Origin of the sequence: Paenibacillus sp. WLX1005, from assembly GCF_046603685.1 — a bacterium.
Classification (GTDB): Bacteria; Bacillota; Bacilli; order Paenibacillales; family Paenibacillaceae; genus Saccharibacillus.
In genome coordinates this window covers 1,508,376-1,521,719 of record NZ_CP176756.1, presented here as the reverse complement: position 1 = coordinate 1,521,719, position 13,344 = coordinate 1,508,376, and the positions used below count along the sequence as shown (strand labels likewise).

Annotated in this window: 13 protein-coding genes; 3 read left to right on the top strand and 10 right to left on the bottom strand. The window is 47.0% G+C overall.

Features of this window, described 5'->3' with window-relative positions; genetic code table 11:
• Positions 1 to 168: 168 nt before the first annotated feature.
• Together ACE3MZ_RS06630 and ACE3MZ_RS06625 are read right to left on the bottom strand one after the other, a co-directional pair.
• The gene (locus ACE3MZ_RS06630) at positions 169 to 657 is read right to left on the bottom strand and encodes a GNAT family N-acetyltransferase (protein WP_411345674.1); all 489 of its coding nucleotides are present in this window, start codon (positions 655 to 657) and stop codon (positions 169 to 171) included.
• Between the two features lie 131 nt (positions 658 to 788).
• Positions 789 to 959, bottom strand: a complete 171-nt coding sequence (locus tag ACE3MZ_RS06625; protein ID WP_411345673.1) for a hypothetical protein — start codon at positions 957 to 959, stop codon at positions 789 to 791.
• Positions 960 to 1,073: 114 nt separating this feature from the next.
• Between ACE3MZ_RS06625 and ACE3MZ_RS06620 the strand changes: the two genes are divergently transcribed.
• Complete coding sequence (locus ACE3MZ_RS06620) at positions 1,074 to 2,366, top strand: cytochrome P450 (RefSeq protein ID WP_411345672.1); 1,293 nt, start codon at positions 1,074 to 1,076, stop codon at positions 2,364 to 2,366.
• Here ACE3MZ_RS06620 and ACE3MZ_RS06615 read toward each other — a convergent pair.
• Positions 2,348 to 2,803, bottom strand: a complete 456-nt coding sequence (locus ACE3MZ_RS06615; protein ID WP_411345671.1) for a GNAT family N-acetyltransferase — start codon at positions 2,801 to 2,803, stop codon at positions 2,348 to 2,350. The genes ACE3MZ_RS06620 and ACE3MZ_RS06615 overlap by 19 nt on opposite strands.
• A 151-nt stretch (positions 2,804 to 2,954) precedes the next feature.
• Here ACE3MZ_RS06615 and ACE3MZ_RS06610 point away from each other — a divergent pair, with 151 nt between their 5' ends.
• A complete protein-coding gene (locus ACE3MZ_RS06610) occupies positions 2,955 to 3,512 on the top strand; it encodes a hypothetical protein (RefSeq protein WP_411345670.1) in 558 nt (185 codons plus the stop codon).
• Positions 3,513 to 3,623: 111 nt separating this feature from the next.
• Here the strand turns inward: ACE3MZ_RS06610 and ACE3MZ_RS06605 are convergent, their stop codons facing one another.
• Complete coding sequence (locus ACE3MZ_RS06605; protein WP_411345669.1) at positions 3,624 to 4,718, bottom strand: hypothetical protein; 1,095 nt, start codon at positions 4,716 to 4,718, stop codon at positions 3,624 to 3,626.
• The gene (locus ACE3MZ_RS06600) at positions 4,666 to 5,517 is read right to left on the bottom strand and encodes a hypothetical protein (protein WP_411345668.1); all 852 of its coding nucleotides are present in this window, start codon (positions 5,515 to 5,517) and stop codon (positions 4,666 to 4,668) included. Before ACE3MZ_RS06600 ends, ACE3MZ_RS06605 begins: the two co-directional genes overlap by 53 nt.
• A 244-nt stretch (positions 5,518 to 5,761) precedes the next feature.
• Here ACE3MZ_RS06600 and ACE3MZ_RS06595 point away from each other — a divergent pair, with 244 nt between their 5' ends.
• A complete protein-coding gene (locus ACE3MZ_RS06595) occupies positions 5,762 to 6,562 on the top strand; it encodes a TIGR00266 family protein (RefSeq protein WP_411345667.1) in 801 nt (266 codons plus the stop codon).
• Positions 6,563 to 6,789: 227 nt separating this feature from the next.
• Here ACE3MZ_RS06595 and ACE3MZ_RS06590 read toward each other — a convergent pair whose 3' ends face one another.
• The 5 genes from ACE3MZ_RS06590 to ACE3MZ_RS06570 form a co-directional block, all read right to left on the bottom strand.
• Positions 6,790 to 7,869, bottom strand: coding sequence for a hypothetical protein (locus ACE3MZ_RS06590; RefSeq protein WP_411345666.1), 1,080 nt, complete (start codon positions 7,867 to 7,869; stop codon positions 6,790 to 6,792).
• Positions 7,870 to 8,060: 191 nt separating this feature from the next.
• Positions 8,061 to 9,149 carry a hypothetical protein gene (locus tag ACE3MZ_RS06585; RefSeq protein WP_411345665.1) on the bottom strand — a complete coding sequence of 363 codons (1,089 nt, stop codon included), beginning with the start codon at positions 9,147 to 9,149 and terminating at the stop codon, positions 8,061 to 8,063.
• Positions 9,146 to 10,981: an HSP90 family protein gene (locus tag ACE3MZ_RS06580; RefSeq protein WP_411345664.1), complete on the bottom strand. Its 1,836-nt coding sequence runs from the start codon at positions 10,979 to 10,981 to the stop codon at positions 9,146 to 9,148. The genes ACE3MZ_RS06585 and ACE3MZ_RS06580 overlap by 4 nt, the downstream gene beginning before the upstream one ends.
• 612 nt (positions 10,982 to 11,593) lie before the next feature.
• Complete coding sequence (locus ACE3MZ_RS06575) at positions 11,594 to 12,073, bottom strand: hypothetical protein (protein WP_411345663.1); 480 nt, start codon at positions 12,071 to 12,073, stop codon at positions 11,594 to 11,596.
• A 72-nt stretch (positions 12,074 to 12,145) separates the two neighbouring features.
• Positions 12,146 to 12,775, bottom strand: a complete 630-nt coding sequence (locus ACE3MZ_RS06570; protein WP_411345662.1) for a hypothetical protein — start codon at positions 12,773 to 12,775, stop codon at positions 12,146 to 12,148.
• Between the last annotated feature and the right edge of the window lie 569 nt (positions 12,776 to 13,344).

Sequence of the window (13,344 nt, the reverse complement as noted above, 5' to 3'; positions counted from 1 at the left end):
TTTAAACAAATTTTAAGGGGCAAGGTACATGGTGTCAATCGCTAAGTTTGTAAAATAATATAGTAATTATTAATAGGATGTAAAGTGTGTATTGAATGTCTCTATACTGTGAATGACTACCTACAAGCGAACTGTATAGTTACCTATTTGGAAAAGGGACTACTGCGCTTACTGCACTTGCGCTTGAAGCTGCTTTTCATAGATGATCACATCCAGCTGAGCAGGTGTTGTCGTTGATCGCACGTATTGAAAATGATGCTTTTTCCAGAACGCATGCGCAGGCTCATTGTCGACGACGACAGCCAATCGAAGCATACCGATTCCGCGCTGACGAAGCTGCTGTTCAAAAGCTTCTAATGCCTCACCACCAAGACCACTGCGTTGCCTTGACGATTCCATCATAAACAGACCGAGCCAAGAGCAATCATCATATGGATTCAGTGGCAGAAATTCCACAATCCCGACGATGTCTGCATCCAGCAGAATAACGTAACGCTCGGCACCTAGCTCAGAAGCTTCTGCCACCTCCTGCTCCAATTCCGTTTGTTCCAGCTGTTGTTTGCCTTTGGTGATCTGGTTGTAGAATGGATTGGAGTTAATGATGTGCAGCTCGGCTCCCAGACTATACGGTGCACTATATTTGAATGTGATCGCCATGCGTGTTGCTCCCCCCTGCATATGGTGTTCTATCGTTGCGTCTGGCATTTGGCATCCACCGAAGATCGGAGAGATTGTATGATGGAAATAGGTATGTGCATGAGCAAAGACTATGTATATCGCCTGTACTTCTATAAATGATCCTGATTCATCTGCTTCTCTTTGTCGACAATGTATAGATCCAGTGCCTTTTTAGCTCGAATCGCCACCGGAATCCATAGCACCGCACACCAGATCAAGATTACACTAGGCACTAGAACGATCAACAAGGTGATCACTAGATTGAAAATCTGAAAATGCAACGTCAATTCCCTCCTTTTCCATAAATCATATGGAAGCTGTTATACCGGCTGGGATTAGAGGTAATGAATTCCAGTATGGCTTTACCAGTATATCATATGAGCGAAGGGGACCTGATGATGACCCATTTAAAAATTCCTAAGGATAAAACGATGGAAGGCAGCATTCCGTTGCTGACAGAAGGGTATGAATTTGCACTACATCGTAGACAGGAGTTACAAAGTAATATTTTCCAGACACGACTGCTTGGTCAGACGGCAATCTGTCTTGGTGGACGTGAAGGCGCGGAGTTATTTTACAATAATGATCTGTTCCAACGCGGCGGGGCTATCCCCAAGCGGATTCAGAAATCATTGTTTGGCGAAAAAGGGGTACAGACGCTTGATGGTAAGGCACATCTGCATCGCAAGCAGCTATTCATGTCGCTAATGACACCGGAACGACTTGGTGAAATCGCTGGTATCGTTAAACGACAATGGCAAGCGGCGGCACTTCGCTGGGAAAGTACAGTCCAGCTGGAGCTATTCGACGAAGCGCAGCAGGTGATGTGTCGTGCTGCCTGTCAATGGGCAGGTGTGCCATTGCGCGAACAGGATGTGAAGCTTATCTCCGATGAGCTGGGACAGATGGTCGAATCATTCGGTGGACTAGGTAGTCGCTATCAGGAAGGCAAGCAGGCGCGTCGACATACCGAGCAATGGGTTAGCGAATTGATCGGGCTGATTCGCGAAGGTCGTGTAGATGTACCGGAGCAAACCGCTGCGTATGCGATGTCGTGGCACCGGGATACAGAAGATCAGCTACTTGACGTTTCAACCGCAGCCGTTGAGCTAATCAATATTATTCGTCCGATTGTTGCGATTGGGCGATATGTCGTATTCAGCGCACTGGCTTTACACGATTATCCAGAGGCGCGTGAACGTCTGATTACTTCGTTTCAAACAGAAGCGGATCGGACATACAGCCAGTGGTTTGTACAGGAAGTGCGCCGATTGTATCCATTTACGCCGATTCTCGGTGCACAGGTAAAAAAGGATTTTGAATGGAACGGCTATCATTTCCCACAGGGAACGATGGTCATCCTGGATGTGTACGGCACGACTCATGATCCGCAGCTATGGCAAGAGCCGAATCAATTCAATCCCGCTCGTTTTGCAGATTGGGATGGCAGTCCATTCGATCTTATCCCACAAGGTGGCGGAGATCACCGCAATGACCACCGCTGTGCCGGGGAATGGCTGACTATTGATGTTATGCGTGTAAGTCTGGAATTTCTGGCAACTCAGTTAACGTATGACGTGCCTGCTCAAGATCTATCGATCGATCTATCGCGGATGCCAGCAATTCCAGCGAGCCGCTTCATTATGAGTCATGCCAGATTGAAGCCACCTTACAGTAACATCATATAATTCCATTGAGTAGTATCCTCGGTACGTTGGAAACCAAGCGATTCGTAAAACATTCCGGCAGCTACATCCGGCGTATACAATACCAATAGCCGATAATGTTGCCTTGCGTGCTCCATGATAGGCGCCAGCAATGCGCCACCAATACCATAGCGGCGAAATTGCGGATGCACATACATGCGTCGTACCCTGCCAACGCCATCCTGCCCGGCATGCGGATCGCGATTCAATCCACAGATGCCGATTAATCGTTGATCGGCGTACGCTCCATACAAGATTTCACCCGGCAGCGAAAACGTATTGCTGCCGGATACATAGTCATCATATAGACGTCGGATATGGCGATAACCTTCCTGTTCGCTGAATGGAACTAGCTCCAACAATAGGTCATTGGGCAGCTCTGTAATCGGTTGAATACTATAGTGCATTTCTAAACTCATACTGATGGACAACCTCCCTTATATGACTGGATATCACTTGGCGAATTGCAGGAAACGCTGAACAGCTATACAGCGCGAATTGCAAACAGGTACAATAAGAATACGAATGACCTCATAGCACCCGGCTTTATTTTGAAAGGAGAATCAGATCATGGCTTCATCCAATCAACAGGTTCCCTACGGGTATGAACCGCCGCAGAGTAATGTTCGCGGCACACTCATTTATTACGATGACTTCAACGATATTACGGATGCTGCATTGGAACAGGCGGCTATCGTAGCGGAGCAAATGCGCTTTGCCAAGCTTGTGCTGTATCCGCTGCATGAGCAGACCGTCCGCCGCATATCCAACGAGCAGGTGGCTCCTTTTTACAAGCGAGAGCAGCGATTGCAGGAATGGAAGCTGGATAGCGGGCGCAAGTCGATTCTTGTCGAAGGCTGGGATGGCAAACGCAAAAAATATACGCCGATCGAAGCCGCGATTCGCACATGTATGGATCATTATTCATCGCCATATTTCTTGCTGATGACGCCAGAGATGGCAAATCGGTTTGCGTCCTTTGCCACATTTGAAGAATGGATTACCAAAATCAGTCTGGTGCTGACCCGTCAACCGGATCATCTGCATCCACGAATGGAAACGTTCCGTAGTCGCTGGCGGGTTGCCGGTGAACAGCGCGATAAGAATGGCAAGCAGTCAGAATTATAAACAAACACGTACCGATCACGAACGACATTCGCACGAATGATATGATAGGAACAACGGCGTTCAGCATGATCTATACGATAGATAGATGAGTGTTGGACGCTTTTGACATGCTTACTTGCGATGCTTCTTACGCAGCCCCGAAGCTAGCAGATCAGCATTCACCTCGTATTGTACAGCCAGCTCCATTCGCTGCCTTAACGTCTCGTATTCATCCATATAAAATGACCCCAGCGCTGGATGCGCAGCCAATAACCCGCTTACTGAATCATCCTTATGCGCACTGCTCCAACCATACAGCAAGCGATATAGCTCTGTCAGCGAATCGGTATTGCGATTGAGCCAGCGGATTGGCTGATGACGATAGTCTAGCTTGAGATTTAGCATACGACATAATGCACTTGCCTGATGGCGTATAATGATCTCGTTCTGTTCCTGAGACAATGCCTGCTTCAGATCGTCGATCAATACTGTTAGCGATATGCCAACATGCCCCAGTGCGAGATACGTCCATACACATGTGCCTGTACCCGTATTATCAGCCTCCCAGATCGGATTCCAAAAAATGCGGCGTAGCCTGTCTTGTTGCGATGAACCGTACATGGCGATGCCGAGAATCAACCCTGCATTACAGTCTGTTGATGCGGTCTGTTCGCCCCATTGCTCCAACCCTTCTGCACCGCCAGACATGCCCAGCTTACAGCTAAGTGCTGGTAGAAATTCATGAAACAGCGATTGTCCCCAGATATGCTCCAATGCCGCTATCATCCGTATAGCATACGGCTTCGGCAAATCCAGATGCGGCAACGGTAAATGCAGTAGTCCAAGACATGCTGCCTGTTGCTGCTGCCAATCCGCCTGTGGCGCCAATGCATAATGTACCAATCGATCCAGCGCTTCATCCACACCGAGATAACCGATCACATGCAGCAGTTCCGCAGGCATATCATCCTTCAAGATTCCATCACGGAAAATATGCCGATATAACTCCCTGCCCAACTCGGTATCGCCTAATCGCATCATAGGTTCCAGACAAGCATGCACCTGCACATGTTGCTGCCGCTGCGCCGACCAGAAATGATACATCGCCCGCGCATCATGATCATCGCCATAATCGATAATGGCACTCATCATCGAAGCCAGCTCAATATCATACTCACTTTCGCCCACTGTGATTCGTTGTATCCAGTGCTGAGTCAATTCGAGCATGATATTCCTCCTCTACATATTGACGTTGTTCTTGAACATAAAGGTATATTTTGTCCATATCCTCGTGCCACTCAGGATACTGTTCGATAAGTAATCGAATGTAAAGTTCTCCACTATAATAAAAGGTTAACCGATCATATGGTTGGTTTGATCCTTCATTATTTTGTTCCATTTTATAGTACGAACGAATCAAATTTTCGATGTAACGCGCGTATCCTTCGTTCCATTCTAACCATAGCCAATAATCTCTTTGTTCTTCGGACAAACATTTCATAAGCTCTGTACGGATTGTACAAATCTCTTGCCAATCTTTTCTTCTCAGCGCTTTCAACAATACTGTCATTTTTGACACAAAAAAGGGTTGTTCATATGGGAAATCGTAACTTATTTCCCAGTCTATACATCCTTCTGATTCTGCTCTTATGCATAATGCCAATTGATTGCGATAAATATTATGCCTCGTATACTCATACATGTAACAATGCACAAACTCATGATATAAAAATATAGTATTTTTCATTTCTGTAAAAACAACAGGAGTTAGCACTGCACTCATATGCCCATTCAACTCTTTTAACGGAAATGCTGCGAGACACCCATCTGGTATACCAATGTGATCTGACAAAAGTCGAGTCAATTGATAGTGTTGATATTCTTTATCATATTCATGAATCCATAATTGCTCATCTACTGCGATCACAATAGGAAAATAATAATCATATAACGAATGAATATGTATCAATTCTTGCTGCTGTTTTGCCAGACGATTCAGTTGATCTTCATATGGCGACTTCATCATCTTCATTGCCTCCCTCTCTATCTATCTATTTTAAATACTTGGACTTATACATGAACCTATTATCTACAATCCTATTATGACACATCATTCGTATCACGTATGCGTCTTCCGCCACCTGCTCACTTGGTGCCATTATGCTAAAATAGGTATATCATTTGCTCTATAACCTGCAACGCCAGATCGTTATCCTGCTTATAACCGTGCATAACAGCTTTACATTCTAACCACAACGGGAGGCACTACCATGGCAGCACATGAGATTGATTATGAGATTTTGGGCGAGGAAATGCAGTGTGTCGAGATTGAACTTGATCAGGGTGAAAGTGTAATTGCCGAAGCGGGAAGCTTTATGATGATGGATCAGGAGATTCAGATGGAGACGATCTTCGGAGATGGCAGCAACGGTAACGGACAAGGAAACGGATTATTCGGTAAATTGATGGGTGCAGGCAAGCGTGTACTAACTGGGGAAAGTCTGTTTATGACCGTGTTCACACATGCTGGTCATGCACCGAAGCAACGTGTAACGTTTGCTGCTCCCTATCCGGGCAAGATTATCCCGCTCGATCTGGTGCAGTACGGCGGCAAAGTAATCTGTCAAAAGGACGCCTTCCTCTGTGCAGCCAAGGACGTATCGATTGGCATCGAATTCCAGCGTCGTCTAGGTGCCGGATTCTTCGGCGGTGAAGGCTTTATTATGCAAAAGCTAGAAGGCGACGGTAAAGCCTTTGTGCATTCTGGTGGTCATGTAGTAGAGAAGACGCTGCATGCTGGTGAGGTGCTTCGCCTTGATACTGGCTGTCTGGTCGCGATGACAGCAGGCATTGACTACAATATCGAAATGGTACGTGGTGTAAAATCGGCTCTGTTCGGCGGCGAAGGATTATTCTTCGCTACGCTGCGCGGTCCAGGTAAAGTGTGGGTACAATCGCTTCCATTTAACCGGATGGCGGATCGCATTCTCGCCGCCAGTAAAGGCAGCGGACGCACACGCGAGGAAGGCAGCATTCTCGGCGGACTGGGTAATTTTCTGGACGGCAGATAATAGTCGCATTGCTTGCTCATCATAAGTGAGGAACGACTCCGCTTCTAGTGATCTACAAATATGTGATGCAAGTTTCCTGTTATCAGGTTCTGTCTGACAGCGACTATAGGCCTTGTAAATATTCAGGTGAAGAAAAGCCATCTGCATCCGTTCAGATTTGTTGTGAAACAAGTCCTCGGCGGATATCAGATGGCTTTTTAGTTATAACTCTACGTTTTATTGTAAATCTAGTTGATAACCGGGTTCATCAGGCTATTGGTATACGTTACATAGTAATTGTTGCCGTTACGGCGATCCAGACGGCGTGCTACATCCAGCGCACGTTCACTGTAGTGCTGTGCCAATCGGGCGACATCCGTTGCATGCTCAGGATTTGGATAGGAAGCAGGCAATTTGATATGAAACTGAACATCTTCCTGTTGCAGACGATGGAACAGTCCGGCAGCATAGCTATGAAATAGCATCACATCCAGCGGAGCTTCGTGCACATCCGTCCAAGCGGCATGCTGCTGAAATAGCTCCAATCCTTTGAACGGATCGGTAATGGTCAGATATCCAATATGCTCGCCGATAGAACGCAGGAAATCGGTATTATCCTTGATCAGCTTATAGTCCTTTTTCTGATAACGATCAGCTTCTGCTTTTTGGCCCTGACGGTACAAGGGCAGTAGCAGTTTAGGTAACGTCAGATGCGGAATTTCGGCGCAGTTCATTTCACCTTTGACAATTGGCTCTGCCAGTTTCAATACATTCTCATCGTCGCCCTGACGTACCCAGTACTCTACAAATTCATTTTGGATACAGGCTTCGCAATCGCTCATGGCGTCCCGTTCCATCTGTTGCATCTGCTCCAAATATTGCCCTGCCTGATCCAGCTCACCGCATTGTAGTGCCAGTGTAAACCGATAGTAATAATACATATGATCGCTGTATCCGTATTCCTGATAGCGGCGTCTCATATCCTCAAGCAGCTGATCTACCTGTGCCAATTCGATTTCTGGAAAACAGGTCAGGTTATCCAAAATCCATTTGTACGACCACAGCAGCGTGAATTCATCATATTCTTCTGGGTTCTTGTCAAACTGACCGAGCTGCCATGAAAAAGCAACAAGTGCTGTGCGTGGATGCCCACTAAAGGTCGCCGTTTCCACGATTTCCTCACGAATGCCATATCCTGCATCCACGTCGTTCGCACTATCTGCCAGACGTGCCGCTTCTTCCAGCAATTGCAGCTTGGCACGCCCATTTGGCAATCCGTACGCCTCCATCATCAGATCATCATAGCTGCGCTCTGTATCCATACTCATTATTATTCCTCCAGTCGTGCTCGATATTGTATGAAGTGTAAAGACTATAGTTGTATATTACATACTTGGTATAATGCACACGAGATTGATGCGATGATTCTGTGATAACGATCGCATATATACATTTCAATGAATCTGCTTGCCCTGCAATTGTACGATATCACTTCTGTATAGAAAGTCCCCTCTATCACTTATCCTTGTACAGGCTGTGGATGGGACAGTTGATCAATCAGCTCGCTGTAATAACGCGTGCCATTGCGCCGATCAAACTGCTCCGCCAATTCCAGCGCCATCTCCTGCAAATGACGAGATAACGATTGTACATCCGTACTGTCTTCTGCATACGGATACGATTCCGGTAAACGGATCTGGAATGCCACCGTCTCCCGTGCCAGCACTCGAAATAATCCAGCTGCATACGCATGAAAATACATTCGATCCAGCGGGCTGTCACAATCGAGCGACCACTGAGCGTGCTGCTCATACAATGACAGCCCTTGAAATGGATCAGCATACGTCAGATAGGCGATGTGCTCACCGATACTGCGCAGGAAGTCACGGTTATCGCGAATCATCGGATAATTTTTGCGCTGGTAACGGACAGCTTCTTTCTGCCGCCCGAGTCGGTACAGCGGTAGCAGTACCGTCGCTAACGTGAGATGAGGAATCTCGGTACAGCTCAGCTTGCCTTTTATAATATCAGCAGCCGCTTCTAACGCTTCCTCGTCACGTCCGCTGGCAGCCAGATAGTCCACAATTTCGTTCCGGTCGCAAGCATGACAATCGCTAATGTCTTCGCGCTCCATCTGCTGTACCTTGTTGTAATATTCGTCCGCCAGTTCAAATTCACCAGTATGGATATAAAAGGTAAACAGATTGGAATAATACGTACGATTGGTATATCCTGCACGCACAAAACGATCCCGCATATCCTCCATCAGCTCCATCAATTGTTGACGGCTAATCTGCGGAAAGTGCAGCGAGTTGGAAACAATCCATTTATAAGACCATAGCAATGAACGCTCCCAATATGCGGACGGATCACGGTCGAATTGTCCCAACTGCCATGAGAAATGCGTAATTGCTTTGAGTGCATAGCCGTTGAACACTGCCGTCTCGACTAGCTCTGTGCGTATCGTATATGCGCCTCGAACATCGCCGAGACGGTCGGCAATACGAACCGACTGCTCCAACAGCTCAATCTTGGCACGTCCGTCCGGCAACGCACAGGCTTGCTCGTATAATTCGCCACATTCGGCATCTGCAAAATAATCACTCATTGCAGTTCACCGCCTTGCGCCCCTCCTGCCGATAACCCCAGCTCCAGAAATCGCAAAATGCCCTGATTCAATACCGCCAGCTCCTGCCGATTCATTGGATAATGTCCCATCATCAACGCATTCACATACAGCATCTCCACCGCTACCACCATCATCGACTGATTGCCGGGCATGAAGATTTTGTTAACGACCGGATTATCCAGATTCAAGTACAGCGTCGAATACGCCGACTGCTCCATCGAAGAACCAAGACTACCTAGAATCGAAGATAGCGCGTCCGTGCTCACTTCTTTTGCCGCTTCCAGTGAACGTAGCTCGGACGATTCCTTGGACAGCGTGAACAACGCTGGTAATTCGGACGGTTTGAAACGTTTCAATTGAATCTGACAACGGAACCGTTGCAGCGCCGTATCGGCGGTACGTGTCAATTCATAATATTGTCTACGTTCATCTGGCGTCAGATCGGTAAATGATAGCGATACATCCTCTGGTAACAATCGTTCGGTATTCACCTGCTCGTTCACTAGTGGCAGTGCCGCCATCAGCTCGGCATCGTAAATATAACCACCATTCACAACTAGCAGCGTCTGCGCAGCAGCGACGTGAGTAATCTGCCGATATTCATCCAGCGTCAGGGTGAAATACAGCTGATCATGCTCCTTGAGCATCTCGCCCAGTGTGCGTCGTCCGTATGTCGTTTCAAATGGCAGCCAGCGGTGAATAATCCGGTAAAATTGCTCGTCCTCTGTCGCCAGTGCTTTCATCGACAGAACATGCAGTTGAATAATATGCTGCAACCGATCTGGATCGTAATCCGCCATGCGCATCAATTCACTGCGGATGGAATCGCCTAGCTCGCCGCGTACCTTTTCCAGCTTCTCGTCTTCATAAAAATGTTCACGCGACGCCGTTGGCTGAAGCTCGTCTGTCCAGATCAGACATTTGACGAAGAACGCCCAGTCTGGCAAAATATTTTCCGCTTTGTCCGAGACCAGCATCGATTTCAAATACACCTGATGCGAGCGCTTGGCGTTCAGATTGACCGCATGCGGCAATACAAACGCAATACCACCAGTACGTCCTGACGATGTACGCAGCGGGATAAAGTCCTTGAACCGCTCACCCATCAGACGTTCGCCAAATGCCAGCACCTCCTCACGATGACTGCGCGCCAGCTCCGGCTCATGCAGCCATGTTGGACGGTTATCGTTGATGATGCGTGATTGTGTTCCGTCCTGAAGTGTGATCGGGTACGGTAACAGCGCGCCGTAGTAGTACAAGCCTTCCGCCAAATATTCCGGTTCAAAATACATTTCGCTACCGGGTTTACAGCGCAGATAGACTTTCGTTCCCGGCGACAGCTCGCTATCCAGCTTGCGGATGCTGTAGGTGCCGTCCGGTTGACCGCGCCATTCCAATGTCGGTCCGCCTTTTGCCGAACGAGTGACCATGACGATCTCATTGCTGACCATAAAACAAGAGAGCAATCCGATACCAAAGCGTCCGATAAAGGACGTTTCGCCAGTAAACGCTGCTTCGCCGCGCTTGGACGATTGACCGATCTGTGCCAGAAATTCGTGAATGTCCTCTTCCGTCAGACCGATGCCGTTATCCTCGATGATCAACGTACGATCGACAGATTCGCCAGTCAGTTCGATATGAATCTGCCCTTGATGCTCTGGTTCCAGTTGATTGCGGGCAGTGACGGCGTCGACCGCATTTTGCATAACTTCGCGCAGGAAGACGCGCGGGTTGCTGTACAGGTGATTGGACAAAATGTTAATCATGCCGCTCAGGTTGACCTGGAAACGGTATGTATCTTTGTTGGTCATGGGTGTCATCCTTTCAAATGGTGCGATGTGGGTGGGAAAAGGGCTGAAGTTGCTTGGGCAACATTCACTCCGGGAAAGAATAAGGGAATGGGACTCCGGTGGAGCCGCGGGAATCTTTTGGATTAGGAAGGAATGAAGATTCCCGCCCCTCCAAAGCAGTAAGATATTTTGCTTTCGCAAAAATCACTTTTGATTGAACCCCGTGTTTGAAAATCACAAACACTAGAAGTCGTCCCATTTCCCTTATTTCTTTCCCTTCGTTCCGTGCACCTTGCATCAGTCCCTTTTCACCCGCACGCGGGTGGGTAGTAGTTAGATAGACATGATGTTTTAGTTGTTAAGGTTGATGATTATTTGTTAATTGGCTTTGGGCTTTGTTGGTTTTGATTTGATCTATTGGCTTGTTTTGATTTTTTAGATTATTGGTTGCAATGTTTTTGCGATGTTGAGTTTAGTTTTGATTTGTGAAATGGCTTGTTATGGTTTTGGTGTTTGATTGAATATGGGTGAATATAGTTGATGATTGTTTGTTGATTGCTTTAGGCTTTGTTGGTTTTGCATTTTATTATTGTAAGATCGAATGAATACAGTATCGTTCATATATAATCGCTTTTATTCTGGGTTGTTTTGGTTGTTGGCGACTTGTTGTAGGGTGTTGTGTAGACGCAGTTTGGCTTCGACTTGGTCGTAGTCTAGGAATGCGTCGTATTCGTGATAGTATTTTAGGGCGATTATGATCATGGGCAGGGTGACGGGTTGTTGGGCTTGGTGCAGGACGTCGACGACGTCTTCGAAGGTTGCCAGCTCGAACCAGGTTTGCAGATGTTCATCCAGCAAGTCGTTGGGGATGATATCGCCATTTGGAAGTTCGGTAGCTTGGTTAACATCCTGCTGATCGTAGAGCCAGTCTTCGTTAAAATAATATACTGGCGTATGGAGTGGATCTTGGTTCCATTGATCGACGTTGGTGTGTAGCCATTGGTTATGCAATTGTCCACGAATGGCGACCAGTTCTTGTAATGTGTTGAATTGAAGGCGGTCGGCATTACGGCGACGGTTGTAGTCGTTTAGCCGGTCTTCGTAGCGGCTCATGGGATTCACTCCTTTGGCGACGGTTATCCGGTTATCGTATTTGAAGATTGCATCAGACCTTTATTGGACGGATTATGCGTTTTGCATGCGCGTTAATAGACGAATTAAACCTTCGCGGTTTTTGGCTTCTTTCATATAACGCGGTAGCCGATACGATGCGGTACGCGGGTAGCCGTACGGTGGGCGTTCGCGCAGATCCGCGGCGATGTAATCTAGTAGGTAATTCAGATGGTCGCGGTTCAATGCCCATACTGGATTGCCGCGATAGGAATCTTTGAAATACAGTTCTAGTCCGAACATCGGATCACGTCCATCGACAATACGCGGCATACGCCAGACGCCGCTGGCACGCTTGTTCACTTGTAGCACGTTATCGCTCTGGCAATAAGGGCATGGGAAATGAACGTACTTTTGCGTAAATTGGCGTTGATCGGTCAGTTCCTCGTTAAACCAGCGCTCACAACAGTTGCAGTTAGCGGCAACACGATACGTATAACTGGAAGCAGGTTCTGCTGCATACAGACAATGCTGGCATTGCAGGCGGGTGATGCATTGTTCTTCGTCCTCAAGAATCTCTGTATCTTCGCGAATCTCTGCTGGACCGTTACATTTGGGACAGCGTACAAGAATACTGCCTCCATGCACAAGTATATTGTAAACGGTGTATGGCTCAAACAAAGGATCGACAAAACGCTTCATCATCTATTCCTCCTTTGCGGTACAAATGTAGGTCAGGTTGTGTCCATGCTCATGTAATCAATCCTATGTAACCCTTACTGCAAACAACACTCAACACTTAAGATTATAGCTTCTTTACGTTTCAATAGTTCTTTTTTACGATTTACGTATGCTGCAATTATTTTATAATACGTATACAACCGATGCCCAAGAATAAACGGGAACATCGCTTTGACATAGACAGACAATACAGGTCAGGGCAATAATAGTCATGGCATACAGGACGTCGGTCACTGAACCTTACTTTTTAGTATATCGTTCCTGTGTACAAAGAACAACAATCGCCCTCCATACAGAAAGGAGTATTCCTACACAATTAACATTCTTTTTAAAAGCTGATATTTTTTACATGTTTACTTGGTAGGTCGGTCGGTTTATATGTACTTATCCCCTTGCCCTGTCGTTATCAAAAGTATCAATGATGCTTAGAAGTCTGCCGCTGTCTGCCTGTCTTTTTATATGTCGTTTGTAGTTTGTCAACCCATGGATACAGCAGTCCGGTTTGAAAGCCAGCATACACCTTTTGCGTTTGT

Excerpts from the sequence above, each read along its gene's own strand:
- ACE3MZ_RS06630 (WP_411345674.1), bottom strand. The coding sequence starts at position 657 with ATGGCGATCACATTCAAATATAGTGCACCGTATAGTCTGGGAGCCGAG.
- ACE3MZ_RS06620 (WP_411345672.1), top strand. The coding sequence starts at position 1,074 with ATGATGACCCATTTAAAAATTCCTAAGGATAAAACGATGGAAGGCAGC.
- ACE3MZ_RS06615 (WP_411345671.1), bottom strand. The coding sequence starts at position 2,803 with ATGAGTTTAGAAATGCACTATAGTATTCAACCGATTACAGAGCTGCCC.
- ACE3MZ_RS06610 (WP_411345670.1), top strand. The coding sequence starts at position 2,955 with ATGGCTTCATCCAATCAACAGGTTCCCTACGGGTATGAACCGCCGCAG.
- ACE3MZ_RS06605 (WP_411345669.1), bottom strand. The coding sequence starts at position 4,718 with ATGCTCGAATTGACTCAGCACTGGATACAACGAATCACAGTGGGCGAA.
- ACE3MZ_RS06600 (WP_411345668.1), bottom strand. The coding sequence starts at position 5,517 with ATGATGAAGTCGCCATATGAAGATCAACTGAATCGTCTGGCAAAACAG.
- ACE3MZ_RS06595 (WP_411345667.1), top strand. The coding sequence starts at position 5,762 with ATGGCAGCACATGAGATTGATTATGAGATTTTGGGCGAGGAAATGCAG.
- ACE3MZ_RS06590 (WP_411345666.1), bottom strand. The coding sequence starts at position 7,869 with ATGAGTATGGATACAGAGCGCAGCTATGATGATCTGATGATGGAGGCG.
- ACE3MZ_RS06585 (WP_411345665.1), bottom strand. The coding sequence starts at position 9,149 with ATGAGTGATTATTTTGCAGATGCCGAATGTGGCGAATTATACGAGCAA.
- ACE3MZ_RS06580 (WP_411345664.1), bottom strand. The coding sequence starts at position 10,981 with ATGACCAACAAAGATACATACCGTTTCCAGGTCAACCTGAGCGGCATG.
- ACE3MZ_RS06575 (WP_411345663.1), bottom strand. The coding sequence starts at position 12,073 with ATGAGCCGCTACGAAGACCGGCTAAACGACTACAACCGTCGCCGTAAT.
- ACE3MZ_RS06570 (WP_411345662.1), bottom strand. The coding sequence starts at position 12,775 with ATGATGAAGCGTTTTGTCGATCCTTTGTTTGAGCCATACACCGTTTAC.